Origin of the sequence: Pseudomonas sp. P9_31, assembly GCF_034008235.1 — a bacterium.
GTDB lineage: Bacteria > Pseudomonadota > Gammaproteobacteria > Pseudomonadales > Pseudomonadaceae > Aquipseudomonas.
Genome location: NZ_CP125375.1, coordinates 107,576 through 134,535 on the forward strand (window position 1 = coordinate 107,576; position 26,960 = coordinate 134,535).

Sequence of the window (26,960 nt, forward strand, 5' to 3'; positions counted from 1 at the left end):
GCATTGCGCAGTGGAAGGTGAGTCCCAGCACTCAGTGCTGTTCGTCAGGCTTTTTCTTCAGTTTCGGGTTCGGGAAAAACTGCACAGCCTGAACCTTGGCGTCCGGCACCTTGAGTGCCGAGGTGTTGACCCGGGTGCCCAATTCCTTGGGCACCGACAGGCCTTGTTCATTCAGCGTGTCGGAATAACCGCAGGCCACACACTCGCGATGTGGAACGGTATCTTCGTTCCACATCATCAACTTGTCGGGCTCGCTGCAGGCCGGGCAGACCGCCCCGGCGATAAAGCGTTTTTTGGTAATCACAGGTCCCTCACTCATGCTGCCGCGTCCTCACTCAGGCCGCTGTGGCGCAAGAGTGCGTCAATCGATGGCTCACGGCCACGGAAGTCGACGAACAGCACCATCGGTTCCTGAGATCCACCGCGCGCCAGGATCGCTTCGCGGAAGGCGCGACCGGTCTCGGCATTGAGCACGCCGTCTTCTTCGAACTTGGAGAAGGCATCGGCCGACAACACTTCAGCCCACTTGTAGCTGTAGTAACCCGCCGCGTAACCACCGGCAAAGATGTGGGCGAAGCTGTTGGGGAAACGGTTGTAGGCCGGTGGACGCATGACCGAAACCTCGTCGCGCACGCCTTCGAGCACTTGCAGCACGCTGCGACCGTCGCCATGGGTGGCGTGCAGTTCGAAGTCGAACAGCGAGAATTCCAACTGGCGGACCATCATCAGGCCGGACTGGAAGTTCTTCGCCGCGAGCATTTTTTCCAGCAGGTCTTGAGGCAGTGGCTCGCCGGTTTCGTAGTGACCGGAAATCAGCGCCAGGCCTTCCGGCTCCCAGCACCAGTTTTCCATGAACTGGCTTGGCAGCTCGACCGCATCCCAGGCCACGCCGTTGATGCCGGACACGCCGGCGTGCTCGACGCGGGTCAGCAGGTGATGCAGGCCATGACCGAATTCGTGGAACAGGGTGGTGACTTCGTCGTGGGTCAGCAGGGCTGGTTTACCGCTATCGGCCGGGGTGAAGTTGCACACCAGGTTTGCCACCGGGCTTTGCAGCGCGCCATTGATCGTGCGGCGATGATCGCGGGCGCCGTCCATCCAGGCACCGCCGCGCTTGTTGGCGCGGGCATACAGGTCGAAGAAGAAGCGGCCGACGTGCTGGCCGTTTTCCTTGATTTCGAAAAGGCGAACGTCCGGGTGCCAAGTGTCGAAGCCTTTCAGCTCGGCGATCTCGATGCCGTACAGGCGCTGGACGATGCTGAACAGTCCACCCAAGACCTTGTCGATCGGGAAGTACGCGCGAAGGGTTTCCTGGGCGACGCTGTAGCGCTGCTCGCGGAGTTTTTCACCGTAGAAACCGCTGTCCCAGCTTTGCAGATCCGGGCAACCTTGTTCGGCGGCGTAGGCCTTGAGCTGTTGCAGATCCAGGGCGGCGAAAGGCTTGCTGCGTTTTGCCAGGTCGCGCAGGAAACTCAGCACCTGATCGTTGGACTCGGCCATTTTGGTGGCCAGGCTCAACTCCGAAAAGCTGGCGAAGCCCAACAGTTTTGCCAGCTCCTGACGCAGGTCGAGGATTTCTTCCATGACCGGGCCGTTATCGTTCTGACCGGCATTCGGGCCTTGGTCCGACGCACGGGTGCAGTAGGCGGCGTAGACTTCTTCGCGCAGGGTGCGGTCCTGGGCGTAGGTCATTACCGCGTAGTAACTCGGGAATTCCAGGGTGATCAGCCAGCCGTCCAAGTCTTTGGCTTGCGCGGCGGCGGCCATTTGCGCTTTGGCCGACTCGGTCAGGCCGGCGAGGGCGGCTTCGTCGGTGATGTGTTTGGTCCAGGCCTGAGTGGCGTCGAGCAACTGGTTGGAGAAGTGACTGGCTAGCTCAGACAGTTTGCTCTGCACATCGGCATAACGCTTTTGCTCAGGTGTAGGCAGGTCGATACCCGACAGACGGAAGTCACGCAGGGCGTGCTCCAGGATCGTTTTTTGCGCCACGTCGAAACCGGCAGCCTCTGGGCTGTTGGCCAGCGCTTCATAGGCCTGAAACAGTTCACGGTTCTGACCCAGCTCGGTGGCGTAGGCACTCAGGGCCGGCAGGCAGGACTCGTAAGCCTCGCGCAACTCAGCACTGTTGCACACGGCATTGAGGTGGCTGACCGGGCTCCAGGCGGCGCCCAGACGGTCATTGAGTTCGTCCATCGCCAGCACCAGGCCGGCCCAGGTCGGTTGTTTGCCCTGGGTTTTGAGGATATCGACGATGGCGGCGCGGTTGTCAGCCAGAATCTTTTCAATGGCCGGTTGCACGTGTTCGGCACGGATCGCCGAGAACGGCGGCAGGTCGTAGGACTGCAGAAGAGGGTTGTTCACGCTCACGGTTGGCACCTTGGCTGGAAAACATGCGGGAAGAAACATGGCCCCATCTTAATTACAATCGACGCTCACCGCAGCTATCAGCAAAAGAGAGAGAGCCTATCGTGACCCTTCGCAAGTATCAGAACCACACGCCGCTGCTGGGCAAAGGCGCCTTTGTCGACGGCTCGGCGGTGGTGATCGGCGACGTTGAAATCGGCGAAGACAGCTCCGTCTGGCCGCTGACAGTGATCCGTGGCGACATGCATCGCATCAGAATCGGTGCGCGCACCAGCGTGCAGGATGGCTGCGTGCTGCACATCACTCACGCCGGTCCGTTCAATCCCGATGGCTTCCCATTGCTGATCGGCGACGATGTGACCATCGCACATAAAGTCATGCTGCATGGTTGTGCCGTGGGCAACCGGATTCTGATCGGCATGGGCAGCATCGTCATGGACGGCGCGGTGGTGGAGGACGATGTGATCATCGGTGCCGGCAGCCTGGTACCCCCGGGCAAGCGCCTGGAAAGCGGTTTTCTCTATGTCGGTAGCCCGGTGAAACAGATCCGACCGCTGACAGACAAGGAAAAAGCCTTTTTCACCTACAGCGCGGCGAACTACGTAAAGCTCAAGGACCTGCATCTGGCCGAAGGCTACGATCAGCTCTAAACCTCTTGATAACGGAAAGTGTCTCGCTATTGCTCAGGAATTTTCATGCATTACCAAACCGTACTGTTCGACCTCGATGGCACGCTGACCGACCCGCGTGAAGGCATCACCCGCTCCATCCAGTTCGCCCTGAGCAAACTGGGCATCGATGAGCCGGACCTGAGCAAGCTTGAGCACTTCATCGGCCCGCCGTTGTTGCAGGCGTTCATGCAGTTTTACGACTTCGACGAGCCCAAGGCCTGGGAAGCGGTGAACTTTTATCGTGAACGCTTCAAAGTCACCGGCCTGTATGAAAACCGCGTATTCGACGGGGTTATGCCGCTGCTCGAAACCCTCGGTAGGCAAGGGCGACAGCTGTACATAGCGACCTCCAAGCCATGGGTTTTCGCCCGGGAAATCGCCCGGCACTTCGACTTCGCCAAGCATTTCAAGGTGATTTACGGCAGCGAACTGGATGGCACGCGAACCAACAAGGTCGAGCTGATTGCGCACTTGATGAGCGAAGAGGGTCTGGACCCGGCCAATACCCTGATGATCGGCGACCGTAAGCATGACCTGATCGGTGCTCGCCGCAATGGGCTGGACGCGGCAGCGGTGGGTTATGGGTTTGGCAGCCGGGAAGAATTGAGCGCCGAAGCACCGGCGTATCACTTCGAGACGCTGGATGAGTTGCATCAGGCGTTTTTGCAGAGTTGATCAAAACCATTCGCGAGCAAGCCTGCTCCCACATTAGATCGGTGTGTGCCAGAGTCCTTTGGCCAAACACAATCCTCTGTGGGAGCGGGCTTGCCCGCGAAGAGGCCCGTTCAGCCACCGGAACTCGCTGATCCTGCCAACGCTTTCAATGCCGCCTTACGCTCCCCAACCGGCAACGCGCCCACCTTCTCCACCGCGGCATAAAACCTCACCCAATCCCCATCGACCTGCCTGAACAGTGCGGCAAACGCCGGCACCCATTGGTCATACAAACCAAACGGCAGTAATCGGGCGTTGTTCATCGGGGCGTTGATCCACGCGTCGTAGCGATTGTTGCCAGACCATTGGCTGCCGCGCAGGGTCCAGTACTCACGGCGCAATTGTTCGAACTCTGCCGCTTTTCGCTCACGCATTTGGTCGGCCGGCAGCGGCAGGGCGTAAAGCCGTTCAAGCCGGGTGCGGGTGTCCAGAATCAACTGGATGAACTGGTCGCGTTGGCGTACCAACGCTCCATTATCCGGTGGCATGTCTCGGGATTCGCGCCATTGGCGAGTGCCTTCCTGTTCGACGAACGTGGCGAAGGATTCGTTGAACTCGGTGTCGTCTTTCACATAAAAACGTTGGTGGGCGAGTTCGTGGAATATCAGCGTGGCCAACCGTTCGTCGCCCCAACCCATCATCGAGCTAATGATCGGGTCGTTGAACCAACCGAGCGTCGAATAAGCCTCGACGCCGCCAATCGACACGTCCATACCTTGCAGGCGTTGCAAGGCGGCCTCACCGCGGGCAGCGCTCTGACTGTAATACCCGCGATAGGCGACGCAGCCAGCGACGGGGAAACAATGGTTCTGCGGCTTCAGCGAAAACTCCGGCGTGGCGAAGACATTCCAGACTACAAACGGTCGGCCGATGTCGGCGTACAAACGGTAGCTCTGGTTGTCCGGCAGGTGCAGGTGTTGGCTGGCGAACATTCGGGCCTTTTGTGATTGGGCCAGATGCGCACGCAATTGCTGATCGCGGTCAGGATCGGCAATCACTCTGGCAACCGGCTCCCGAGCCCGCAGCAAGTGCAGCTGACCACTGGCCAATTGGCCGTAATAGCTGACGCTCGCGCAGCCATTGAGCAACAAAAGAAAAACACCCGGAAACAAAATGCGTAAAACGCGATCAAGTAACCCAAGGCTTGGACGCGGCCTGATCAAAATAAAAAATCCCTGGAAAGTCTGCCCGCAAGACTATCCCGCCTATTGGAGCTCCGCTATGCGCAAGTTGATGCTGACGGGAGGCCTGCTGATGCTGGCCGGTTGTGCCGGATTGCCCACCCCTGATCCTTCGCAGGCCTGGATCGATCTGGATCCACGGCAGGAAGACACCGCGCTGCAGGCGCTGGAAGTCGATAACAAGGCTTCCATCGACAAGCGCTATTTCGAGGTGCAACCCGGTAGCCATGAGCTGAAGGTTCGCTATTTGTTCGCGGTCCAGCCGACCAACATTGGCCCCGCCGCCGAGCCGTTGTGGCGTGACTGTCAGTTGAATGTGAAATTCAAGGACTTCAACGCCGGGCAGCGGTATCAGCTGCAAGCGGGGAATATCGGTTTTCGGCCGTGGGCAAAGCTCTACGATCAGCAGCGAAAAGTGATTGGGCAGGGCACACCGGCAGGCTGCCAACGTACCTGATCGGCGCTATGCTGAACGATCAGTCCTTGGGATATTCATCATGCGCAGGTTGTTGCTGTTGCTCGCTGCAGGCGCCTTTGTCGGCTGCGCGAGTCCGTTGCCGGCGGTCGATCCGCAGATGGCCTGGGTCGACTTCGCTACGCCAAGCCCCGGCGGTAAACTGCTGATGGCTGAACGGCTGGACAACCAACGGTTGCGCGATGGTCGTTACTTCCAGGTCACCCCGGGTAGCCATGAGCTGAGCGTGCGTTACGATTTTGAAGTGTATGGCGGTGGCTCGGGCTTGATGAACGCTCCGCTGGAGCGGTTGTGCTACCTGACCATCAACTACGACCATTTCGAGGCCGGCCAGCGTTACCTGCTGGAGGCGCGTTCCATGGCGTTCACCCCCAGCGCCCGGCTGTACAACGCCAAGCGGGAGATCGTCGCTGAAGATCGAGATACCTACTGCCTCATGTGAGACGAATCAGCGATCATTTTTTTGGTAGATGATTTTTTTGGTGCCGTATTCGCATGAGCCAACGACCATGTTCTGATCGTGAACTTCGTCGTTGGTGACGATTTCCAGGGTGTAGGACGAGACGTTGTTGGCCTGGATCTTGGCTTCGATCTCGGCCTTGAGTTCCTCACAGGATTTCGGTGCCGCGAGGGCCGAAGTGGCCAGCGAGCAACAGATAACCGCCAAGGCAAAACGTTTCATGGTTGAAGCTCCCTTGAGGCAGCGCGCACGGTGATGCGCTTAAGCTGCTGTCATTTATTCGACCACAGTTTTGCCAGTCAGGTTTTGTTTCAGGGCAAAAAAGACCGCAACCTGCGATAGGGAACCCGCGAAGGCTGCGATCTTTTACCCGCTAGCGTATCAACCCACTATCAGCTGACCAACGTCGCCTCCAGGCTGATTTTCGCATTCAGCACTTTGGATACCGGGCAGCCTTCTTTGGCCTTGTTGCTCAGTTCCTCGAATTGCGCCTGGGTCGCCCCGGGGATTTTCGCCTTGAGAATCAGTTTGACCGCTGTGATCGCAAAGCCACCGTCTACCTGGTCCAGAGTGACTTCGGCAGTGGTGTCGATGCTGTCGGCCTTAAGGCCGGCCTCACCGAGAATCATTGAAAACGCCATGGAGAAACAGCCCGCGTGAGCCGCGCCGATCAGCTCTTCCGGATTGGTGCCCTTACCTCCCTCGAAACGGGCTTTGAAGCCGTAGGGCGCTTCTTTGAGGACACCGGTTTGCGTGGAAATCGAGCCGATACCGGTCTTCAGATCACCTTCCCAATGAGCCGATGCTTTCTTTGTGATGGCCATGTCTGCCTCCTCAAGGTCCGGCGCGAAGCGTCGCGCCTTCGTGGTTTCGGTTACCAGGGTTCTGAGGATAGACCGTCAGGCAAAGTTCACCTCATCTGATCAGTCTTCTAATTACGCAGGAATTTTGTCTCTCCTATTGAAACTCGGGTATATGCCCTCATTGCAGAGAACACGCTTATAGACTCGGCAGGTTTTCGTTCGTGAAAAAACCTGCTTACCCATTGGAGAAGCAGGTTTATGAAACGATTGTCTGATATCAAGTTTTCGACCCTCGATCTGGTGCCCGTGCGGGAAAACGGCAGTGCGGCGCAGTCCTTGCGCAATTCCCTGGACCTGGCGCAGCACGTCGAAAAATTCGGCTACCACCGCTTCTGGGTTGCTGAACACCACAATATGGACGGGATCGCCAGTTCGGCGACCTCGGTTCTGCTGGGTTATCTGGCCGGCGGCACTTCGACCATTCGTGTCGGTTCGGGCGGCGTGATGCTGCCCAACCACGCGCCGCTGGTGATCGCCGAGCAGTTCGGCACCCTTGAAAGTCTGTATCCAGGCCGGATCGACCTGGGCCTGGGCCGCGCGCCCGGCTCCGATCAGATGACTGCCCGCGCCTTGCGTCGTGAGCGCTCCGGCAGTGCCGACGACTTCCCGGAGGACGTGGCCGAACTGATGCGCTACCTCGGCCCACGCACGCCGGATCAGCGGATCATTGCCATGCCGGGTACCGGCACCAACGTCCCGGTCTGGTTGCTGGGTTCGAGCCTGTTCAGTGCGCAGCTGGCCGGTGAGCGCGGTTTGCCCTACGCCTTCGCTTCACATTTCGCACCGCGCTTCATGCATGAGGCGATTCGCGTCTACCGCAACCACTTCAAGCCTTCAGCGGTTTTGGATAAGCCTTACGTGATGCTTGGTGTGCCGCTGGTGGCGGCAGACACCGATGAGCAGGCCGATTACCTGGCCACTTCGGTGTACCAACGGATTCTCGCGTTAATGCGTGGTCAGAGCCTGGTGCAACGCCCGCCCGTGAAGACCATGGACGGGCTGTGGCTGCCCCATGAGAAAGAAGCGGTCGGTGATTTCCTGGGACTGGCCATGGTCGGCAGCCCGCAGAAAATCCGCGCCAAGCTTGAGGTGCTGATTGAGCAGACCCAGGCGGATGAGCTGATTTTTACCTGTGACCTGTACGAACATGCCGATCGCGTGCACTCCTATGAACTGTTGGCGCAGGTCATGAAGGGCTGACACTTAAACGGTTCCCACAAAAAAGCCGACGCCATTGCGTCGGCTTTTTGTCATTGAGGGAAATCAGCCCTGCTTGTAAACGATTTCCTTGGAGCCCTTTTCACATTTTCCGACGACTTTCCCGCCGGCTGCAGCGCCTTTATCGACGATCTCCAGTGAGTAATTGGAAATGCCCTTGGCGTCCAGTTTCGCTGCGATTTCGGCTTTCAGCTCTTCGCACGGCTTGCCCTCGGCAAAGGCTGTTCCCGCAAGGCTCAACAAACCTACCGCTAAAATAAACTTCTTCATGGGTTGCACTCCCTGGTCGGATCAATAGGGTGAGCGCATCCAGCTATCCGCCGGATTCGCTCACCACTTAGCGCTTTGCCATTCCCTATGGCATTCGGCCAGCGCGCAAGTTCAGAAGACTAGCTCAAACTCAGCTACTGGCAATCCGGAACCCGACTTTGAGTGTCACCTGGAAGTGTGCAGCTTTGCCGTCCTTGATGTGCCCGCGGGTTTCGGTCACTTCAAACCATTCCATGTACTTGAGGCTTTTGTTGGCTTCGGCCAGGGCATTGTTGATGGCGTCTTCAATGCTACTGGTGGACGAACCGACCAGTTCGACTTTCTTGTAGGTATGGTGGTCAGTCATGGCGTTCTCCTTAAGGTGTGAAATACAGCCTAGCAGTGATTTTTCTTATTTCTTCTGTCGACCAATCTGCAGTGACGTTCAGATTTACTGCACTTTCTCGAACCTCTGAAGTCCCAACCAACACACGCTACTCATCAACAATGCAGGAGAGCCACCATGGCCAACACGTCGTTACGCAACGCCTCATTGCAAAGCATGGAAGCCGAGATCGAGAGTTTGCTGAAATCGTTGGAAAGCCTGAAGGACGACGCCTCGGAAGAGTCGCGTAAAACCCTCAAGACGCTGAAAAACAACGCTGAGAACGCGCTGAAACACTCGCGCCATCTGCTCGCCGATGCCTATGAAGAGGTCAAGGTCAAAACCCGTGAAACCGGAATCGCGACACGTGACTACGCTCAGGAACACCCTTGGACTACAGCCGGCGTCGCTGTCGGTGCGTTGGGCCTGCTCGCGGCCTACTTATTGTTCAAACGCGGTCATTAAGGTGTCTGGCGCAGTTCGTTTTTAAGCCACTGCGCCAACTGCCGGGCGCGCCCGTCCGCGGCGCGCTTGGGTAGCCACAACGCCAGTTGCGCCGGGGTTTCACAGAAGCCCCATGGCGCAACGAGGCGACCGGCCTTCAAGTCTTCGGCCACCAGCGGTTCAGGCGCAATGGCCACACCCAGCCCGGCCACTGCCGCTTCCAGCAAATAATACAAGTGCTCGAAACCCTGACCGTATTTCAGCGCCTTGGCGTCGAGGTCGCTTTGCTGCGCCCAGCTTGGCCAGGCTTGCGGCCGTGAGGTGGTGTGCAGCAAGGGTTCGGTCAACAGTGCGCTTGCCGGTGCGTTCTGCAGCCTTTCGTAACCGACGAATCGTGGGCTCATGACCGGGCCGATGCGTTCGCTGGCCAATTCGTAAACTTGCATGTCTGCTGGCCATGGCGGCTCGGCAAACACCAGTAAGGCATCCAGGCCAGGCCGTCGCGGGTCGAGATCGCCTTCCCCGGCCGACAGGTGCAAGCGCAGGTCCGGCAGGTCTGCATTGAGCCGCCCCAAACGCGGAATGAACCAGCGTGCCAGCAGGCTGCCCGAGCAACCGAGCACGAATGGCGCATCGGCGGTGCTTCGGGTCAGCTCGGCGCAAACGTTGCGTAAACGCTCGAAGGCTTCGCCGCTGGCATCGCGCAAACGCACGCCGGCATCTGTGAGTTTAAGGCCGCGTCCATCCTTGATGAACAGACTCACGCCGAGGTGTTCTTCCAGCACCTTGAGTTGCCGGCTGACCGCACCATGAGTGACGTGCAGCTGTTCTGCGGCCTGACTGACGCTGTTCAGGCGGGCAGCGGCCTCAAAGGCGCGAAGAGCGTTCAGCGGGGGGAGGTCATGGCTCATGGGATCTGTGAGTTTTCCTGACAGGTTGCGGCGATCTTATCGGTTTTCAGCGTGGGACGTCAGGGGTAGAGTGAACCCCATCGTCACCTCTCGAATACAACTGGAGCGACCCATGACCCAGACTAATCTGCGCAACGGCCCCGACGCCAACGGCCTGTTCGGCGCGTTCGGTGGCCGCTACGTCGCCGAAACCTTGATGCCGTTGATCCTCGATCTGGCCCGCGAATACGAAGCTGCCAAGGAAGATCCGGCATTCAAAGAAGAATTGGCCTACTTCCAGCGTGATTACGTCGGACGTCCAAGTCCACTGTATTTCGCCGAGCGTCTGACAGAGTTCTGCGGTGGCGCGAAGATTTATCTCAAGCGTGAAGAGTTGAACCACACTGGCGCGCACAAGATCAACAACTGCATCGGTCAGATTCTGCTGGCGCGGCGCATGGGCAAGAAACGCATCATTGCCGAGACCGGCGCCGGTATGCACGGCGTGGCGACCGCCACCGTGGCGGCGCGATTCGGCCTGGAGTGCGTGATCTACATGGGCACCACCGACATCGAACGTCAGCAGGCCAACGTGTTTCGCATGAAGTTGTTGGGCGCCGAAGTGATCCCGGTGGTTGCTGGCACCGGCACCCTCAAAGACGCGATGAACGAAGCCTTGCGTGACTGGGTGACCAACGTCGATAGCACCTTCTACCTGATCGGCACGGTGGCCGGCCCGCACCCGTATCCCGCCATGGTTCGCGACTTCCAGGCTGTGATCGGCAAGGAAACCCGCGAGCAGTTGCAAGCCCAGGAAGGGCGTCTACCCGACAGCCTGGTGGCGTGCATCGGCGGGGGTTCCAATGCCATGGGCCTGTTCCATCCGTTCCTCGATGACAAGAGCGTCGAGATCATCGGCGTCGAAGCCGCCGGTTATGGCATCGAAACCGGCAAGCACGCGGCCAGCCTGAACGGCGGCGTACCGGGCGTGCTGCACGGCAACCGTACGTTCCTGTTGCAGGACGACGACGGCCAGATCATCGACGCCCACTCGATTTCCGCCGGTCTCGACTATCCGGGCATCGGCCCGGAACACGCCTGGTTGCACGACATCGGCCGCGTCCAGTACACCTCGGTGACCGACGACGAAGCCCTCGACGCGTTCCACAAATGCTGTCGCCTGGAAGGGATTATTCCTGCACTGGAAAGCGCCCATGCCCTGGCCGAAGTGTTCAAACGCGCACCGACACTGCCGAAAGATCACCTGATGGTGGTCAACCTGTCCGGCCGTGGCGACAAAGATATGCAGACCGTGATGCACCATATGGAACACTCTCAACAAGAGCAATCCCAGCAGGAGAAACACTGATGAGCCGCCTGCAAACGCGTTTTGCCGAACTCAAGGAACAGAACCGCGCCGCCCTGGTGACCTTTGTGACCGCCGGCGACCCGAGTTACGACACGTCTCTGGCGATTCTCAAAGGCTTGCCGGGAGCGGGTGCCGACGTGATCGAGTTGGGCATGCCCTTCACCGATCCGATGGCCGATGGCCCGGCGATTCAACTGGCCAACATTCGTGCCTTGGGCGCCAAACAGAACCTGGCGAAAACCCTGCAAATGGTTCGCGAGTTCCGTGAAGGCAACAGTCAGACTCCGCTGGTGCTGATGGGCTACTTCAACCCGATTCACATGTACGGCGTGCCGCGTTTCATCGCTGAAGCCAAAGAGGCCGGTGTCGATGGTCTGATCGTGGTCGACATGCCGCCGGAGCATAACGCTGAGTTGTGCGCCCCGGCGCAGGCTGCGGGCCTGGACTTCATCCGTCTGACCACGCCGACCACCGACGATGTGCGTCTGCCGACCGTATTGAATGGTAGTTCCGGTTTTGTTTACTACGTGTCGGTGGCGGGTGTGACCGGTGCGGGCGCGGCGACTCTGGAACATGTCGAAGAAGCCGTCACCCGTCTGCGTCGCCATACCGATCTGCCGATCAGCATCGGCTTCGGTATTCGCACACCGGAACAGGCAGCGGCCATCGCGCGTCTGGCTGATGGTGTGGTGGTGGGGTCGGCGCTGATCGATCACATCGCCAACGCCTCGACCCCGGATCAGGCTGTGGAGGGCGTACTCAGCCTGTGTGCGGCCTTGTCCGACGGCGTGCGTAAAGCGCGGGTCAGCTAAAGGTAAAGTTCCTGATACAGGGGAATTAGCGCCTCGCGGCACAGACTAAACAGCAAGACCTAGGGCTTCAGGACTACGTTCTGAAGCCCTTTTTGCTGCATGTGCCGTGAGGAAAGACCTGATGAAAATGCCGAAACGTCTGATTGCCGGCCTGGGCGTGCTGATGCTCGGTGCGACCCCGTTGCTGCACGCCAGCGCCGATCAGCGTGACGATCACGACCGCGGCGACCCGCAGCAGGGTCATTACGATAACCGCAGTGACAATCGTGGCGACGAGCACCGTGGCCCGCAGGACAATCGTCGCGGCGGTCCGCCACGGGATTTCGGCCCGGTGCGTCAGACCATTCACGACAATCGTGGTTATTTTGTACGCGGTGCGCCGCCACCTCCAGGCATTCATCTGGTCCGTGGCTGGCCGTTGCCTCACGGGTATTACGGCGAGCGCCTGGATAACCGCGCGTTGGGCCGACTGCCGCATTACCCGGGTTACGAGTGGCGTCGTGCGGGCGGCGATATTGTGCTGATCGCCGTAGGCACCGGGATTGTTTATGAGATTCTGGATGGTGTTTTGTATTGACCCACAGCTAAGCAATCAGGCGACCACTGTGGCGAGGGAGCCTGCTCCCGCTGGGGCGCGAAGCGGCCCCAAAATCGACCAGGCACCCTATCGCGTCGGCTTCGCCGTCGAACGGGAGCAAGCTCCCTCGCCACAGAGGATTTTGCTCTCTCGGGGTCTTATGTCTCAGGGCAATTCCAACCCACCCGCAGCCTTGTGCAACTTCCTCAGATGTTCGCCAACCTGCTTCAGGTTGGCTTCGTTGGCGGCCATCTCGGCGGCACGGCTCGGATCGAGCAGCGCTCGCACTTCCTTGTCGAGGTCCCCGGTCAGCGCTTGCAGCTGTTTCTGGCGCAGGCTGCTCTCCGACTCCAGGCGCGTCCACTCGTTCGGCTGCGGCAAACCATAACCACCGGTGCCAAGCAATTCGGCCGGACGGCTGAGGAAGCCGCTATTGGCGAGAATCTGCTGCAAGGTCGCGTTGGCCTTATCCATACCGCCGTTGCTCAATTCTCGAGCGCCCAGGTACCGCTGTTTCACTTCGTCCTGGGCCAGCACCAGCTGCTGACGGAAACTGGCCTGCTCCAGCAGCAGCAATGCCGCGCTGGTGCGCAAGTCTGCCTGGTCAATCCATTTGCGGCGTTCTTCAGCTTTCAATGACAGCCAGTCTTCGACCTTTTCCTGCTTGATCGGCAAATGCTTTTTCAGCACTTCGAACATCGCTTGATAACGCTCGCGGAAGGAATCGAAGCGATAGCCCAGGCGTAACGCTTCGCGAGGATCATCCAGTACGCTGGTGTCCGCCAGTCCGCGGCCTTTGAGCACTTCAAGCAAACCGTTGGGCATGATGCTGTCCAGGCCGACCAGTTGCGCATTGTTGGTGCTGCTGCGCAGTAACTTCAGGCCTTCTACCGCGCAGTTGTTGGACAGGAAAAAATAGTTGCCGTCATAACTCCAGTGCATCTCCGCGGCGTGCTCCACCACGTCTTCGATCTCGCTTCGCGACAGGTTCAGCGGCACCGAGGCCAGGCTGCGCAGTTCAGTCTTGGTGTATTCGTCGATCACCTGAGCCAGGGGCAAGACAAACAGACGCGAAGGGTATTTACCCACCAGCCCATCCCAGCTCGATAGCTGTACGTCACCGACGAAGGCGCGGTAGGACAGCACCAAATGCTGATCCAGATCCAGTCGACAATCCGGCCCGCGCGGCCGACCCGGTGCGCAGATCACCAGTCGCAGCATGCTGTGGCCCCAGCGGCTGACCCAATTCTGGTTGGCTTCGGCCAGCAGATAGTCGACAGCGTAAACCCGCTCCGGATCGACCTGGCCCAGGGGCTGCTTGGCGAAGTCGTTACCCGCATTGAGGAAGGCGAATGATTGGGCGCATTTATCTTTGGCGGCAGGTGCCCAACCGAAATGTTCTTTGTAATAGCGGTACAGCGCAGGGCGACGGCAGGCATAGCTTGGGTCGAGGAGGAAGTACTCCATGTTGACCGCGACGAACTCCTTCGGGCTGCTCGTCTCGTAGATGTCCGGGCTGCGGGCAATCTGCCGGTTGTGCTGTTCACGTTCGCCGCGTCGGCCGACGTATTGCGGCCAGCCGGCGAGGTCGAGCAGGCGAGGGTCGTCGCTGAGGGTCCAGCGTCGTGCGGTCTGCCCGCGGCATTGATCCGGGATGCCGATCAGCCCGGAGCTGCTGTTGCGTTGCGTGCAGCGCTGGATGAGCGTGCGCTCGGCGTCTGGCCACAGGCGCGCGCGGTCATAGATGTGGGTGAGTTCGTGCAACACTGTGGCGAGTATCTCCCGGCGCACGGTGCCGTGGGGACGATACGTCTTTTGGGTCGCAGCGCTGCCGTCGGTGAGACTGGCGAGCAGGTTGCGATTCAGGTCGAGCTCGGACACAAGCGACGCCTGGCCGTAGGCATCGCTCGGCATGTCGTCGGTCCAGCCGACGTCGATACGCCGGTCCAGTTGCTCGATGAAGCGCGGCGGCAACGCCTGCATGGCTTCGTCGAGCAGCGCCTGACTGGCCTGCTGTTGCGCAGGGCTCAGACCGTCGGTCTTGAGTCGTAATTGCAGGCCGGCCTGAGCCGTGTTGCCAAGCAGCAACACGACCCCGGCCAGCAGCCAGGTGCCTAGCGACCTCACAGTGCGAGGATGGCTTCGGCGAGAACCTGATCACTGGCGTCGCGGGCTTCCGGTACGCGGGTGCGCAAGGTGTCGAAGGCCGCTTCCAGGTGTGCGCCACGGATTTCACCGTCGCTGGCGACGAAGCTGGCCGCATCGTCGTGGGCTTCACGGACGATCTTCGAATCGCGGATGGACGTGGTGGTATCGGAAGTGAAATCAAGCGTGCGCTGGGTGGCACGAATGATGATGTTACTGGTGGCAACCAAGGTGTGCGCCTGGGTCACATCGGCCAATAACAGCAAGCCAAGGGTGGCAGCAATCAGCGGGCTACGCATGGAATGACTCCGGAGGAACTGGGGATAACTATTGGACGAGAATTGCCTGCGCCAGTTCAAGGTCACTGGCATGAAGTTTTGGCTGGGTCCGGCGCAGATAGATCAAGGCCGATTCCAGTTGTGCTCCTCGCAGTTGGCCGTCACTGGCGATGAACGCTGCAGCGTCATCCCGGGCGGCGATCAGCAGTTTATGGTCGAAGGGGGCGGAGGTCACCATGCTGGTGGCGTAACCACTGGCTACGGTGCCTTGTGTAGACAGGTTGAAAGCGTCGAAAGCATGGGCCGAACCTGACCAGCAGGCCGCAAGAAAAACCGGAGTGATCAACAGATTTGAAAGAAAACGCATGAGGCTCGATAGCTGAAAGCGAGTCCCAAGGCTAGCGCAATGCCCGGGCTAGAGCCAGCGCCGAAACATTGGGACACCTGTGGGAGATTCTATGGTTGAGGGGAAGCCCTCAACCGGCTTTTGGTTGGTATTCGCTCTGCCCTTTCAGCAGAGCGAATACGATCCGAGCAAGCTTGCGAGCCAGTATCACCAGCGCCTGAGTGGTGCTGAAGCCTCGAGCTCTTTGCTCTTCGTAAAAGCCTTTCCAGGCGGGCGTACGGCTGGCCGACATGGCTGCATTGTGCAAAAGCCGGCGGGCTTCCGGGTCACCTCGCTTGGTCAGACTCCGACGACCATCCTTTTGTCCTGACTTCGACACGCGCAGATCCATTCCCAGGAAGGCAATAAAGGCATCCGCGTTTCTGAAGTCGCCCCGCTGAAACGCCGTGAGCAAGCGGGCTCCGGTCAAAAAACCAATGCCTTCAACTTTCACGCAACGCTTCAACTGACTGAGCAAGCCGGCTTCCTTCAGATGATCATTAATCGTCTTTTCGACCAGCGCCTCAAGCTGCTGCATGGATTTCACTTGCTCGGCGAAAGCTGTCTTCAACAGCGGCTCATTCGCCCAGCTTTGCACCAGGCCGACCCGCGCCTGAACCAAGGCTGCGCGACGACGGAAGAGGCTCAGGAGCTGGCGGTACAGCGGTGATGGCGGGGTCCACGGATGAAGATCATCACCTTCGTTCTTCAGATAGCGAGCGAGCAGCCTGGCATCCAGCGCATCGGTTTTGGCACGGATATTCACCCCTTTGCGGTAATGGCTGAGCTCATAGCCACCCACCATGTAAATCGTGCAGCCGGCCTCATAGGCCAGATCAGCGAACTCCAAGTGATAGATATTGGTCGATTCAATAGCTACCGCGACTGTCCCTGGCAAGGCCTTCAACCACGTCTTGATGGCTGCTTTGTTGTTGGGAATCTCTTCAAGCAGGTCAAGTTCGGCGTGATAGATCACCAGTTCGTTCTTGGCGACATCCACACCTACGATCGGCTGTGTGACAGAAACCGGCATTGCCATTGTATTTCCTCCGGGATATGGTTTTGAACACTTGAAGGGCTCACCCAGAGGCGCAGGCTTGTTCCTATCGTCGGTCTAGCCAGATGCATTCTTTATCGGCGCTTGGGTGAAAGGAGGAGGGGCGAAATCTCCCACGGATCTGTACTGCGTCAACAGTCAGAATCGGGCTTTGTCCCTCCTCCTCCCTTCAAGTCCTACCATACAAGCGGGCTTGCTCGCGAAAGCGGTGTGTCAGGCGACATCAATGTTGGATGTGCTGAGGCCTTCGCGAGCAAGCCCGCTCCCACATGGAATGCGTTTAACTGACCAGCATTAGGGCGCCCGCTTTAGAGCTGTCGCCTAGATCGTCAGGATGGCCTGGGCCAATTGTGCGTCGGTCGCATTCAGTTGAGGAGCCTGTTGGCGGATATGGTCGAGTGCACTTTCCAGCTTCACGCCACGGATGGCACCTTCACTGGCAACGAAGCTGGCGGCGTCGTCACGGGCAGCACGGACAATTTTGTCGTCGCGAAAGGAAGAGGAGACATCCGAAGTCGCGTCGGAGGAAGCCTTCAGTCCACCAACAATGGAATCGGTGGTCACGATAAAGCTGGTGGCGTGGGCATTGGCAGCTATGGCAAGCAGGGCGGCAGCGCTGAGCAGACGAAGGCGGGACATGGGGGATAACTCCTTTGGATGAACCGATTGAGAGGTGGCGCAGGATCAGACGCCTGTCGTCTTAAAGCGTTCGCCACGTTCTGTCTAAATATTAGGCCTGAGCACATCGGTTAGAACAGTCCCGTCTGTGAATGGCAAAGCCTGGCCCCAGAGCGGTTTATCCAATTCATTGAGCCGGTCGGCGTGGCTGATGCCCAGCTCCGAGAGCTGTTGATCGTTGAGTTGGCCCAGCAAACGCCGGGTTCGAGCTCTTTCCAGGCTGTCAGCTAGCGCTCTCAATAAGCGTCGAAGCCTGCCCAGGCGGGGCTTGGTTTGAGGTGTGACGACGGAAATATTTAGCAAGCTATTCATGGGGGGTAGTCCGTGTTGCCAGCTATTTGGGATTCAATGGTGACCCCGTGACGTCTGCGGACACAGACACATCTTGATGAAATTGTACTGGTTAAATTATTACAGTTCATGAACTGTACCTGTTGGTGGCTTTCTCTTCTGCACGACCCAATGAGAAGCCCCAAAACGACAAAACCCGTCGTGATTTCCCACGACGGGTTTTGTTTGTTCAATTCGGGTTGCTGGCGGTGGACCCGGTGGGTCAGAGCCAGCGACGCTAACTTAGCGCCAGAACGGCTTGCTCAGCTCTTCGTAGCGTTGTGCTTCGCTAATCCCGGCGTCAGCCAGCAGACGCGAATCCAGTCGAGCCAGTTGGTGGCGGCTGGTGATGCGGCGCTGCCACAGCATCAGGTTGGCGATAACGCGCAAAGGCAGGGAAGCCTGGGTTTTTGCAGCAGTGTCTTCGAAGAACAGTTCGGAACTGAGTGTACGTTCCATGGTTGACATCCTTCCGCTTGTGGCGGGATTAGGTAGTGGTTTGACTGGTGCCCATGATCCTCTCGTTTGGCCAGTCTCTGTAGATACAGTTCACCTGTATTGTGAGGGACCAGTTAACTGTTAAATGGCAGTGTACTGGTCGAAATTGAGGCAACTGTACCTATGAGCACTAATATGGTGCGTTTTTGGTCGTTCGGCCAGAAAGTGTAGGCAATTACGGTAGGAAAAGACCGATACAGCAGTACAGTTTTTGACAAAATTGGACGTTGCCACAGCGAACTGACGAAACTGTGTTTGCGTCAGCCGCTATCTGTATCAATTACACCGCCAGCATGCGCCCGGTTTCTTCCAGGTTTATGTGCCAACTCAGGGCATCGCGCAGGATGTGTGGGGTGTGCCCGCCGACGGCACAAGCGGCGGTGAAGTAATCATTCAAGGCTGGGCGATAGTCCGGGTGAACACAGTTGTCGATGATGACACGGGCGCGCTCTCGCGGCGCCAGGCCGCGCAGGTCGGCCAAGCCTGTCTCGGTCACGAGAATGTCGACGTCATGTTCTGTGTGGTCGACATGGCTGACCATGGGGACCACGCTGGAAATCGCACCGCCCTTGGCGATCGACTTGGTGACAAAGATCGCCAGGTGCGCATTGCGTGCGAAGTCGCCTGAGCCGCCGATACCGTTCATCATCCGCGTTCCGCAGACGTGGGTGGAGTTGACGTTGCCGTACAGGTCGAATTCCAGCGCAGTGTTGATGCCGATGATGCCCAGGCGCCGCACTACTTCGGGGTGATTGGAGATTTCCTGGGGGCGCAGCACCAGCTTGTCCTTATAGTGCTCCAGATTTCCGAATACATCGGCATTGCGCCGGCTCGACAGGGTGATCGAACTGCCCGAAGCAAAGCTCAACTTGCCGGCGTCGATCAGGTCGAAGGTCGAATCCTGCAGCACTTCGGAGTACATGGTCAGGTCTTCGAAGGGGGAGTCGATCAAGCCGCACATCACCGCGTTGGCAATGCTGCCGATACCGGCTTGCAGCGGGCCGAGTTTGTTGGTCATGCGACCGGCAGCCACTTCTTGCTTGAAGAAGTCGATCAGGTGGTCAGCGATGGCCTGGGTGTCGCTGTCTGGCGGCAACACCGTGGATGGCGAGTCGGACTGGTGGGTGATCACGATAGCGACGATCTTTTCCGGCGGTATCGCAATGGCGGTGCTGCCAATGCGATCGTCGACCTTCACCAGTGGAATAGGCGTGCGGGTCGGCCGGTAGGTGGGGATATAGATGTCGTGAAGGCCTTCAAGATTCGGGTTGTGCGCCAGATTGATCTCGACGATCACATGCTTGGCGAAAATCGCGAAGCTGGCCGAGTTGCCCACCGAGGTGGTCGGCACGATATGGCCCTGCTCGGTGATCGCCACGGCTTCGATCACCGCGATGTCCGGCAGCTTGAGTTGCTGGTTACGCAGTTGCTCTACGGTTTCCGACAGGTGCTGGTCGATGAACATGACCTCGCCGGCATTGATCGCCTTGCGCAGGGTGCTGTCCACCTGGAACGGCATGCGTCGCGACAGTACGCCGGCTTCAGTCAGCTGTTTGTCGAGGTCGTTACCCAGACTGGCGCCGGTCATCAGGCTGATTTTCAGCGGCGTGACCTTGGCGCGTTCGGCCAGTGCATGAGGCACGGCCTTGGCTTCGCCGGCTCGGGTAAAGCCGCTCATGCCGACGGTCATGCCGTCCTGAATCAGAGCGGCAGCGTCGGCGGCGCTCATCACCTTGTCCAACAATGAAGGCAAGCGAATACGGTCACGGTACATGATTGTTATCTCGGGCAACGGAAGCAGAGTGCGCAGTCTAGTGAATTTGATCGCTGCCAGACCCGCGACCAAGGTCGCATTCGAGGTGTCTATTACGGTGCTTTCAGGCAAAACACCTTTACAGTATCTGTAACGTCCACAAACAAAAACGCCCCGACGAGTCGGGGCGTTCAGGTTGCCGAAGGGCTTTACTCGACGGCTTTAACCATGTCTTCGATGACTTTCTTGGCGTCGCCGAAAACCATCATGGTCTTGTCCAGATAGAACAGCTCGTTGTCCAGACCAGCATAGCCGCTGGCCATCGAGCGCTTGTTGACGATGATGGTCTTGGCTTTGAACGCTTCGAGAATCGGCATGCCGGCGATCGGCGATTTCGGATCGTTCTTGGCCGCCGGGTTCACCACGTCGTTAGCGCCGAGCACCAGCACCACATCGGCCTGACCGAACTCGGAGTTGATGTCTTCCATCTCGAACACCTGGTCGTAAGGCACTTCGGCCTCGGCCAGCAACACGTTCATGTGGCCAGGCATGCGGCCGGCAACCGGGTGGATTGCGTACTTAACGGTCACGCCACGGTGGGTCAGCTTCTCGGTCAGCTCTTTTAACGCGTGCTGCGCGCGCGCTACCGCCAGGCCATAGCCTGGAACGATGATCACAGTATCGGCGTTGGTCAGCAGGAAGGTGGCGTCATCAGCCGAGCCGGATTTCACCGGGCGGGCTTCTTTCGAGCCTGCCGGGCCAGCGGCATCTGCTGTGTTGCCGAAACCGCCGAGCAACACATTGAAGAACGAACGGTTCATCGCCTTGCACATGATGTACGAGAGGATCGCACCAGACGAACCTACCAGCGAGCCGGCAATGATCAGCATCGAGTTGTTCAGCGAGAAGCCGATACCCGCTGCGGCCCAGCCAGAGTAGCTGTTGAGCATCGACACCACGACGGGCATGTCGGCGCCGCCGATCGGGATGATGATCAGCACACCCATCACGAAGGCCAGGGCCAGCATCAGAGCAAATGCGCTGAAGTTGCCGGTCAGCATGAAGGTGACGCCCAGAGCCAGCGTGGCCAGGCCCAGCAGCAGGTTCAGTTTGTGCTGACCGCTGAACTGTACCGGTGCGCCCTGAAACAGACGGAACTTGTACTTGCCCGACAGCTTTCCGAACGCGATCACCGAACCGGAGAAGGTGATTGCACCGATGGCCGCGCCGAGGAACAGCTCCAGACGGTTACCCGCCGGAATCGAATCCCCCAGCTGTTTAACGATGCCCAGGGACTGCGGCTCGACCACGGCTGCAATGGCGATGAATACCGCCGCCAGACCGATCATGCTGTGCATGAAGGCGACCAGTTCCGGCATTTTGGTCATTTCAACACGCTTGGCCATGATCGAGCCGGCGGTACCGCCGACCAACAGGCCGACGATGACGTAGCCGATGCCGGCAGTAGCGAGCTCTGCCCCTAGCTTATAAATGAGGCCGACCGTGGTGAGGATCGCCAGGGCCATGCCGAGCATGCCGTAGACATTGCCGCGCCGCGACGTGGTTGGGTGCGACAGGCCTTTGAGGGCCTGGATGAAGCAGATCGACGCGATCAGGTAGAGCGTCGTTACCAGATTCATGCTCATTACTTGGGCGCCTCTTCTTTTACGGCTTTCGGGGCTTTTTTCTTGAACATCTCAAGCATGCGGCGCGTTACCAGAAAACCACCGAACACGTTCACGGCCGCCAGAGCCACCGCCAGGGTGCCCATGGTCTTGCCCAGTGGCGTCACGGTCAAAGCCGCCGCCAGCATGGCGCCGACGATCACGATCGCCGAAATGGCGTTGGTCACCGCCATCAACGGCGTGTGCAGTGCAGGTGTAACGTTCCAGACCACGTGATAACCGACATAAATCGCCAGCACGAAGATGATCAGGTTGTAGATACCGGGGGAGATAAGCTCTTCCATCGTCTGAATCCCTGCTTAGGCGTTTTTGCGGATGACTTGGCCGTCGCGGCACATCAGGCACGCGGCGACGATGTCGTCTTCGAGGTTCACTTCGAACTGACCTTCTTTGTTGAAGACCAGCTTCAGGAAGTCCAGCAGGTTGCGCGCGTACAGCGCTGACGCGTCTGCCGCGACCGCGCCGGCCAGGTTGGTCGGGCCGACAATGGTCACGCCATTCTCGATCACTACCTGGTCCGCTACGGTCAGCGGGCAGTTGCCGCCCTGGGCTGCCGCGAGGTCGATGACCACGGAGCCTGGCTTCATCTGCGCCACGGTTTCGGCGCTCAACAGTGTCGGCGCCTTGCGGCCCGGGATCAGTGCGGTGGTGATGACAATGTCAGCCTGCTTGGCGCGTTCGTGCACGGCCAAGGCCTGGCGCTGCATCCAGCTGGCCGGCATTGGGCGCGCGTAACCGCCGACACCGACGGCGCATTCGCGCTCTTCATCGGTTTCGTACGGCACATCGACGAATTTCGCACCCAGAGATTCGATCTGTTCCTTCACGGCAGGACGCACGTCGGACGCTTCGATCACGGCACCCAGGCGTTTCGCCGTGGCAATCGCCTGCAAACCGGCTACGCCAGCGCCAAGAATCAGCACGCGCGCCGCTTTCACGGTACCCGCCGCCGTCATCAGCATTGGCATGAAGCGTGGATAGTAGTGAGCGGCCAGCAACACGGCCTTATAGCCGGCGATGTTCGCCTGGGAGGACAACACATCCAGGCTCTGAGCACGGGAGGTGCGCGGCGCGGCCTCCAGTGCGAAAGCGGTAATGCCGCACTCAGCCAGCTTGGCAATGGTTTCATTGCTGAACGGATTGAGCATGCCCACCACAACGGTGCCGCTTTTTATCAGCGTCAGTTCGCTGTCGCTGGGGGCGACCACCTTGAGAATCAGCTCTGCGCCAAATGCATCATTGGCACTGCCAATGGTCGCGCCTGCCGCTTCATAAGCACTGTCGACAACGCTGGCGTGAATACCGGCGCCGCTTTGCACAGTGACTTTATGACCCTGGCCGATCAGCTTCTTGATGGTTTCCGGGGTTGCAGCAACCCGTGTTTCACCCGTCTGGGTTTCGAGAGGAACACCAATGTGCACGTCAAATCTCCTGCGTGATCTTATTGAGTAAACCCAGGCACTTCGGATGGTGCGTCTGGGGCGGCCGATCAGCACGATCCCGCCAAATCAGGGCGGGGCGCGGCATTTTGCAGGCGAACTTTGTGCCCTTCAAGGGATTATGACGGGTGACGGAAAATTAACTACAAGTCACCCCGTGACCGAATGTCGCACTGTCCGGTTAAATCCCTTGCAGGCCGTGGCCTGTAAGGATTTTTGCCGAAATTCAAGAATTTACACATCGGCGCGGTGAATGAATCGCCATTGCTTACCAATAGAGGCTCAAAGCCACGTATTCAGTAGCTTGTGGGACGTTTGTGCTGTTTGTCGGTACAGTCTGTCAATATGCGACAAATACGTACATCTGTAGTGCTTTTGTTTTACTGACTACGGGGTCAATTAATGGGTGCAGCCTTTATCCTTCCAGGTTGTAGCTTTGTGCCTGACTCACCAGCCAATCGCGAAATGCCTTTAAAGAGGCTGATTCGACCTTTCGTTCGGGAATCATCAGGTAATAAGCCTTGATGCTCGATAAAGCTTGGGGATTGGCAATCACCAGGCGCCTCTCCGCCAATTCGCGCTGAATCAGGAACGGCGGAATCAAAGCGATCCCCATGTCATGCGTCGCCGCTTGGGCAAGCATGGAGAATAGCTCGTAACGCGGCCCTGTCATGTCTCGCGGGATATTCAGGTTTTGGGCGTTGAACCACTGACGCCAGGCATAAGGGCGTGTGGTTTGTTGCAGCAGGGGCAGTTCGGCGATTTCACTGGGGCTCAAGATCGCTTTTTTGCCCAGTAACGTGGGGCTGCACACTGGCATCGGATTTTCACCCATTAGCCTGTGGGATTCGGTGCCCGGCCAGTCGGCGTCGCCGAAATAGATCGCGGCATCGAAGTCGGTGTCGGCAAAAAGGAAGGGGCGCGTGCGGTTGGTGAGATTGACCGTCACTTCCGGGTGCTTGTGCTGAAAGTCTTTGAGTCGTGGCAGCAGCCATTGCGTGCCGAAGGTTGGAACCACCGCCAGCTCGATCACGTTGGCGCCTTGCTGGCCCATCACTGACAAGGTGTCCCGTTCAACCGCATCGAGTTGGGTGGCTACTCGGCGGCTGTAGGAAAGCCCCGCCTCTGTCAGCTTCACTCCGCGCCGCGAGCGTCGGAACAGTTCGACGTTGAGGAACTCCTCGAGGCTGGCGATCTGTCGGCAAATCGCTCCCTGAGTGAGAGAAAGCTCCTGGGCAGCCTTGGTAAAGCTCTCGTGGCGCGCTGCCGCTTCAAAGCTGATCAAGGCCGTTGTGCTGGGAATCTTCCTGCGCATGTACGTCAACCTCACTAATGCATCGCATAAAGGCTATTTGGCGATGTTTCGAAGTGAGAAATTAGCACAGCAGTATGCAAAATCCTCGTTTGTCGTGGCGCCGAACCCGGCCTAGGATCAACCCACGTTATTTGACCCGATTCGAGAGGACTCACTCATGGGCGGTAAAGCTAGCTTCAACTGGATCGATCCCCTGCTGCTGGATCAACAGCTCACTGAAGAAGAACGCATGATTCGCGACACCGCTCAGCAATTCGCTCAGCAGAAGCTCGCGCCGCGCGTTCTCGAAGCTTTCCGTCATGAGAAGACCGACCCGGCGATCTTCCGCGAGATGGGTGAAGTGGGTCTGTTGGGTGCGACCATTCCTGAGCAATACGGTGGCAGCGGCCTTAACTACGTCAGCTACGGTCTGATTGCCCGTGAGGTCGAGCGTGTCGACTCCGGCTATCGCTCGATGATGAGCGTGCAGTCCTCGCTGGTCATGGTGCCGATCAACGAATTCGGTACCGAAGCACAGAAGCAGAAATACCTGCCGAAGCTAGCCTCGGGTGAATGGATCGGTTGCTTCGGTCTGACCGAGCCTGACCACGGTTCCGACCCGGGCGCGATGATTACTCGTGCGCGCAAAGTTGAAGGCGGCTACAGCCTCACCGGCAGCAAGATGTGGATCACCAACAGCCCGATCGCCGATGTGTTCGTGGTCTGGGCCAAGGACGATGCGGGCGACATTCGTGGCTTTGTGCTGGAGAAGGGCTGGAAAGGCCTGAGCGCTCCGGCGATTCACGGCAAAGTTGGCCTGCGCGCATCCATCACCGGCGAGATCGTCATGGACAGCGTGTTTGTCCCTGAGGAGAACATCTTTCCGGATGTCCGGGGTTTGAAAGGTCCTTTTACCTGCCTTAACTCGGCGCGTTATGGCATCTCCTGGGGTGCACTGGGCGCTGCCGAGTTCTGCTGGCACACCGCTCGCCAATACACTCTGGATCGTCAGCAGTTTGGTCGTCCATTGGCCGCCACTCAGTTGATCCAGAAGAAACTGGCCGACATGCAGACCGAAATCACTCTGGCGCTGCAAGGTTGCCTGCGTCTGGGTCGTATGAAAGATGAGGGTACTGCTGCGGTCGAGATCACTTCGATGATGAAGCGCAACTCCTGTGGCAAGTCCCTCGACATTGCCCGCATGGCGCGCGACATGCTGGGTGGCAACGGTATCTCCGATGAGTTCGGTGTGGCTCGCCACTTGGTCAACCTGGAAGTGGTGAATACCTATGAAGGTACGCATGACGTCCACGCGCTGATCCTCGGTCGCGCGCAGACCGGCATCCAGGCGTTCTATTAATAGGAGAACGGCCATGGGCGCGCTTTCGCATCTACGGGTACTGGATTTATCGCGGGTTCTTGCCGGGCCTTGGGCCGGGCAGATCCTGGCGGACCTTGGCGCTGAAGTCATCAAGGTTGAGCGCCCGGGCAATGGTGATGACACGCGCGCCTGGGGACCTCCGTTCCTTAAAGACGCCTATGGCGAGAGCACCAGTGAGGCGGCCTATTACTTGTCCGCCAACCGCAACAAGCAATCGGTGACCATCGACTTCACGCAGCCAGAGGGGCAGCAGTTGGTGCGTGAGTTGGCGGCGAAGTCGGACATCCTCATCGAGAACTTCAAGGTTGGTGGTCTTGCAGCTTATGGATTGGACTACGAGTCGCTCAGGGTGGCCAATCCGAAGCTGATCTATTGCTCGATCACCGGGTTTGGTCAGACCGGTCCGTATGCCAAGCGTGCGGGTTATGACTTCATGATCCAGGGCTTGGGCGGCCTGATGAGTTTGACTGGTCGCCCCGAAGGAGATGAAGGCGCTGGTCCGGTGAAAGTCGGGGTGGCGTTGACAGATATTTTGACCGGGCTCTATTCAACGGTAGCGATCCTGGCTGCGCTGGCTCACCGGGATCATGGCGGTGGCGGTCAGCATATTGATATGGCGTTGCTGGATGTTCAGGTGGCTTGTCTGGCCAACCAGGCGATGAACTACCTGACTACAGGCAATGCGCCCAAGCGCTTGGGCAACGCTCATCCGAATATCGTGCCTTATCAGGACTTTCCTACGGCGGATGGCGACTTCATCCTCACGGTGGGTAATGACGGGCAGTTCCGCAAGTTTGCGGAAGTGGCTGGTCAGCCGCAGTGGGCGGATGATCCGCGTTTTGCGACCAACAAGTTGCGGGTGGCAAATCGAGGGGTGCTGATTCCGCTGATCCGTCAGGCGACAGTGTTCAAGACTACTGCCGAATGGGTGGCGCAGCTGGAGCAGGCGGGCGTGCCGTGTGGGCCGATTAATGATCTGGCTCAGGTGTTTGCCGATCCTCAGGTTCAGGCGCGTGGGTTGGCTATTGAGCTGCCTCATGCGTTGGCCGGGATGGTGCCGCAGGTTGCGAGCCCGATACGCCTGTCCGAGACGCCGGTGGAATACCGTAGCGCGCCTCCTTTATTAGGCGAGCACACGCTGGAGGTTCTGCAGCGGGTGTTGGGTCTGGATGTCGGCGTCGTTGCTGCACTCAAGGAGGCGGGAGTGCTTTGAGGAGCCTTTCTATATAGAGGGGCGTAGCTTTGCTCTCCTATAAGGTGCTTTTCGCAAGTCATTGATAGAAAAATCAAATTAACGGTTGACGGCAGATTCTGGACGTCTATAATTCGCCCCACTTCCGGCGCAGTCGAAACGGAAAACTCCTT

30 protein-coding genes and 1 pseudogene are annotated in these 26,960 nt (G+C 58.7%); 11 read left to right on the forward strand and 20 right to left on the reverse strand.

From position 1 onward, the window contains the following. Positions 1 to 31 precede the first annotated feature (31 nt). Positions 32 to 319, reverse strand: coding sequence for a YheV family putative zinc ribbon protein (locus tag QMK51_RS00510; protein ID WP_018927249.1), 288 nt, complete (start codon positions 317 to 319; stop codon positions 32 to 34). Then, a complete protein-coding gene (gene prlC, locus QMK51_RS00515; protein ID WP_320392857.1) occupies positions 316 to 2,367 on the reverse strand; it encodes an oligopeptidase A in 2,052 nt (683 codons plus the stop codon). The genes QMK51_RS00510 and prlC overlap by 4 nt, the downstream gene beginning before the upstream one ends. Before the next feature lie 101 nt (positions 2,368 to 2,468). On the opposite strand from prlC, the gene QMK51_RS00520 reads away from it, so the two are divergent. Next, positions 2,469 to 3,014 carry a gamma carbonic anhydrase family protein gene (locus tag QMK51_RS00520; protein ID WP_007902790.1) on the forward strand — a complete coding sequence of 182 codons (546 nt, stop codon included), beginning with the start codon at positions 2,469 to 2,471 and terminating at the stop codon, positions 3,012 to 3,014. 45 nt (positions 3,015 to 3,059) lie between these two features. After that, a complete protein-coding gene (locus QMK51_RS00525) occupies positions 3,060 to 3,710 on the forward strand; it encodes an HAD family hydrolase (RefSeq protein ID WP_320392858.1) in 651 nt (216 codons plus the stop codon). A gap of 110 nt (positions 3,711 to 3,820) precedes the next feature. Here QMK51_RS00525 and QMK51_RS00530 read toward each other — a convergent pair whose 3' ends face one another. Next, complete coding sequence (locus QMK51_RS00530) at positions 3,821 to 4,912, reverse strand: aminopeptidase (RefSeq protein WP_320392859.1); 1,092 nt, start codon at positions 4,910 to 4,912, stop codon at positions 3,821 to 3,823. Between the two features lie 58 nt (positions 4,913 to 4,970). Here QMK51_RS00530 and QMK51_RS00535 point away from each other — a divergent pair, with 58 nt between their 5' ends. Next, on the forward strand, positions 4,971 to 5,387 hold the full coding sequence (locus QMK51_RS00535; RefSeq protein ID WP_320392860.1) for a hypothetical protein: 417 nt from the start codon (positions 4,971 to 4,973) through the stop codon (positions 5,385 to 5,387). A 40-nt stretch (positions 5,388 to 5,427) separates the two neighbouring features. Then, positions 5,428 to 5,847: a hypothetical protein gene (locus tag QMK51_RS00540; protein ID WP_320392861.1), complete on the forward strand. Its 420-nt coding sequence runs from the start codon at positions 5,428 to 5,430 to the stop codon at positions 5,845 to 5,847. Between the two features lie 6 nt (positions 5,848 to 5,853). On the opposite strand, the gene QMK51_RS00545 is transcribed toward QMK51_RS00540, so the two are convergent. Together QMK51_RS00545 and QMK51_RS00550 are read right to left on the reverse strand one after the other, a co-directional pair. Further along, on the reverse strand, positions 5,854 to 6,087 hold the full coding sequence (locus QMK51_RS00545) for a DUF1161 domain-containing protein (RefSeq protein WP_223489673.1): 234 nt from the start codon (positions 6,085 to 6,087) through the stop codon (positions 5,854 to 5,856). A gap of 170 nt (positions 6,088 to 6,257) precedes the next feature. Then, on the reverse strand, positions 6,258 to 6,689 hold the full coding sequence (locus QMK51_RS00550) for an OsmC family protein (protein WP_320392862.1): 432 nt from the start codon (positions 6,687 to 6,689) through the stop codon (positions 6,258 to 6,260). A 237-nt stretch (positions 6,690 to 6,926) separates the two neighbouring features. On the opposite strand from QMK51_RS00550, the gene QMK51_RS00555 reads away from it, so the two are divergent. Then, a complete protein-coding gene (locus tag QMK51_RS00555; RefSeq protein ID WP_320392863.1) occupies positions 6,927 to 7,928 on the forward strand; it encodes an LLM class flavin-dependent oxidoreductase in 1,002 nt (333 codons plus the stop codon). 63 nt (positions 7,929 to 7,991) lie between these two features. On the opposite strand, the gene QMK51_RS00560 is transcribed toward QMK51_RS00555, so the two are convergent. Next, a complete protein-coding gene (locus tag QMK51_RS00560; RefSeq protein WP_320392864.1) occupies positions 7,992 to 8,216 on the reverse strand; it encodes a DUF1161 domain-containing protein in 225 nt (74 codons plus the stop codon). A gap of 130 nt (positions 8,217 to 8,346) precedes the next feature. Then, positions 8,347 to 8,562: a dodecin gene (locus QMK51_RS00565; RefSeq protein ID WP_007940746.1), complete on the reverse strand. Its 216-nt coding sequence runs from the start codon at positions 8,560 to 8,562 to the stop codon at positions 8,347 to 8,349. A gap of 156 nt (positions 8,563 to 8,718) precedes the next feature. Between QMK51_RS00565 and QMK51_RS00570 the strand changes: the two genes are divergently transcribed. After that, a complete protein-coding gene (locus QMK51_RS00570) occupies positions 8,719 to 9,045 on the forward strand; it encodes a DUF883 family protein (RefSeq protein ID WP_320392865.1) in 327 nt (108 codons plus the stop codon). Here the strand turns inward: QMK51_RS00570 and QMK51_RS00575 are convergent. After that, positions 9,042 to 9,935 carry a LysR family transcriptional regulator gene (locus QMK51_RS00575; protein WP_320392866.1) on the reverse strand — a complete coding sequence of 298 codons (894 nt, stop codon included), beginning with the start codon at positions 9,933 to 9,935 and terminating at the stop codon, positions 9,042 to 9,044. The genes QMK51_RS00570 and QMK51_RS00575 overlap by 4 nt on opposite strands. 112 nt (positions 9,936 to 10,047) lie before the next feature. Here QMK51_RS00575 and trpB point away from each other — a divergent pair, with 112 nt between their 5' ends. From trpB to QMK51_RS00590, 3 genes are all read left to right on the forward strand, one after another. After that, the gene (gene trpB / locus QMK51_RS00580; protein ID WP_258698418.1) at positions 10,048 to 11,283 is read left to right on the forward strand and encodes a tryptophan synthase subunit beta; all 1,236 of its coding nucleotides are present in this window, start codon (positions 10,048 to 10,050) and stop codon (positions 11,281 to 11,283) included. Then, positions 11,283 to 12,095 carry a tryptophan synthase subunit alpha gene (gene trpA / locus QMK51_RS00585; RefSeq protein ID WP_320392867.1) on the forward strand — a complete coding sequence of 271 codons (813 nt, stop codon included), beginning with the start codon at positions 11,283 to 11,285 and terminating at the stop codon, positions 12,093 to 12,095. Before trpB ends, trpA begins: the two co-directional genes overlap by 1 nt. A 121-nt stretch (positions 12,096 to 12,216) precedes the next feature. Beyond that, positions 12,217 to 12,672, forward strand: a complete 456-nt coding sequence (locus tag QMK51_RS00590) for an anti-virulence regulator CigR family protein (RefSeq protein ID WP_320392868.1) — start codon at positions 12,217 to 12,219, stop codon at positions 12,670 to 12,672. Between the two features lie 165 nt (positions 12,673 to 12,837). On the opposite strand, the gene QMK51_RS00595 is transcribed toward QMK51_RS00590, so the two are convergent. The 12 genes and pseudogenes from QMK51_RS00595 to QMK51_RS00650 all read right to left on the reverse strand — a co-directional run bounded on the left by QMK51_RS00595 (position 12,838) and on the right by QMK51_RS00650 (position 24,235). Further along, positions 12,838 to 14,799 carry a DUF4105 domain-containing protein gene (locus QMK51_RS00595; protein WP_320392869.1) on the reverse strand — a complete coding sequence of 654 codons (1,962 nt, stop codon included), beginning with the start codon at positions 14,797 to 14,799 and terminating at the stop codon, positions 12,838 to 12,840. After that, entirely contained in the window at positions 14,796 to 15,116 is a 321-nt protein-coding gene (locus tag QMK51_RS00600) for a DUF2388 domain-containing protein (RefSeq protein WP_258698422.1), read from the reverse strand. The genes QMK51_RS00595 and QMK51_RS00600 overlap by 4 nt, the downstream gene beginning before the upstream one ends. Positions 15,117 to 15,144: 28 nt before the next feature. Next, positions 15,145 to 15,462 carry a DUF2388 domain-containing protein gene (locus QMK51_RS00605; RefSeq protein ID WP_258698423.1) on the reverse strand — a complete coding sequence of 106 codons (318 nt, stop codon included), beginning with the start codon at positions 15,460 to 15,462 and terminating at the stop codon, positions 15,145 to 15,147. Between the two features lie 109 nt (positions 15,463 to 15,571). After that, positions 15,572 to 16,519, reverse strand: coding sequence for an IS110 family transposase (locus tag QMK51_RS00610; RefSeq protein WP_320390752.1), 948 nt, complete (start codon positions 16,517 to 16,519; stop codon positions 15,572 to 15,574). Between the two features lie 339 nt (positions 16,520 to 16,858). Beyond that, positions 16,859 to 17,176 carry a DUF2388 domain-containing protein gene (locus QMK51_RS00615; RefSeq protein ID WP_320392870.1) on the reverse strand — a complete coding sequence of 106 codons (318 nt, stop codon included), beginning with the start codon at positions 17,174 to 17,176 and terminating at the stop codon, positions 16,859 to 16,861. Positions 17,177 to 17,323: 147 nt separating this feature from the next. Then, positions 17,324 to 17,527, reverse strand: a pseudogene (locus tag QMK51_RS00620) (DUF1127 domain-containing protein); the annotation flags it as partial. 261 nt (positions 17,528 to 17,788) lie between these two features. Next, a complete protein-coding gene (locus QMK51_RS00625; RefSeq protein WP_008018491.1) occupies positions 17,789 to 18,004 on the reverse strand; it encodes a DUF1127 domain-containing protein in 216 nt (71 codons plus the stop codon). Positions 18,005 to 18,323: 319 nt separating this feature from the next. Next, a complete protein-coding gene (locus QMK51_RS00630) occupies positions 18,324 to 19,817 on the reverse strand; it encodes an acetyl-CoA hydrolase/transferase family protein (protein ID WP_320392871.1) in 1,494 nt (497 codons plus the stop codon). Between the two features lie 188 nt (positions 19,818 to 20,005). Then, on the reverse strand, positions 20,006 to 21,442 hold the full coding sequence (locus QMK51_RS00635) for an NAD(P)(+) transhydrogenase (Re/Si-specific) subunit beta (RefSeq protein WP_320392872.1): 1,437 nt from the start codon (positions 21,440 to 21,442) through the stop codon (positions 20,006 to 20,008). Further along, on the reverse strand, positions 21,442 to 21,765 hold the full coding sequence (locus QMK51_RS00640) for an NAD(P) transhydrogenase subunit alpha (RefSeq protein ID WP_003187010.1): 324 nt from the start codon (positions 21,763 to 21,765) through the stop codon (positions 21,442 to 21,444). Before QMK51_RS00640 ends, QMK51_RS00635 begins: the two co-directional genes overlap by 1 nt. A 15-nt stretch (positions 21,766 to 21,780) precedes the next feature. Continuing rightward, entirely contained in the window at positions 21,781 to 22,902 is a 1,122-nt protein-coding gene (locus QMK51_RS00645; RefSeq protein WP_320392873.1) for a Re/Si-specific NAD(P)(+) transhydrogenase subunit alpha, read from the reverse strand. A gap of 433 nt (positions 22,903 to 23,335) precedes the next feature. Next, positions 23,336 to 24,235, reverse strand: a complete 900-nt coding sequence (locus QMK51_RS00650; protein WP_320392874.1) for a LysR family transcriptional regulator — start codon at positions 24,233 to 24,235, stop codon at positions 23,336 to 23,338. 157 nt (positions 24,236 to 24,392) lie between these two features. Here QMK51_RS00650 and QMK51_RS00655 point away from each other — a divergent pair, with 157 nt between their 5' ends. Continuing rightward, a complete protein-coding gene (locus QMK51_RS00655; RefSeq protein ID WP_258698428.1) occupies positions 24,393 to 25,574 on the forward strand; it encodes an acyl-CoA dehydrogenase in 1,182 nt (393 codons plus the stop codon). 13 nt (positions 25,575 to 25,587) lie between these two features. After that, positions 25,588 to 26,808: a CaiB/BaiF CoA-transferase family protein gene (locus QMK51_RS00660; protein WP_320392875.1), complete on the forward strand. Its 1,221-nt coding sequence runs from the start codon at positions 25,588 to 25,590 to the stop codon at positions 26,806 to 26,808. Positions 26,809 to 26,960 lie beyond the last annotated feature (152 nt).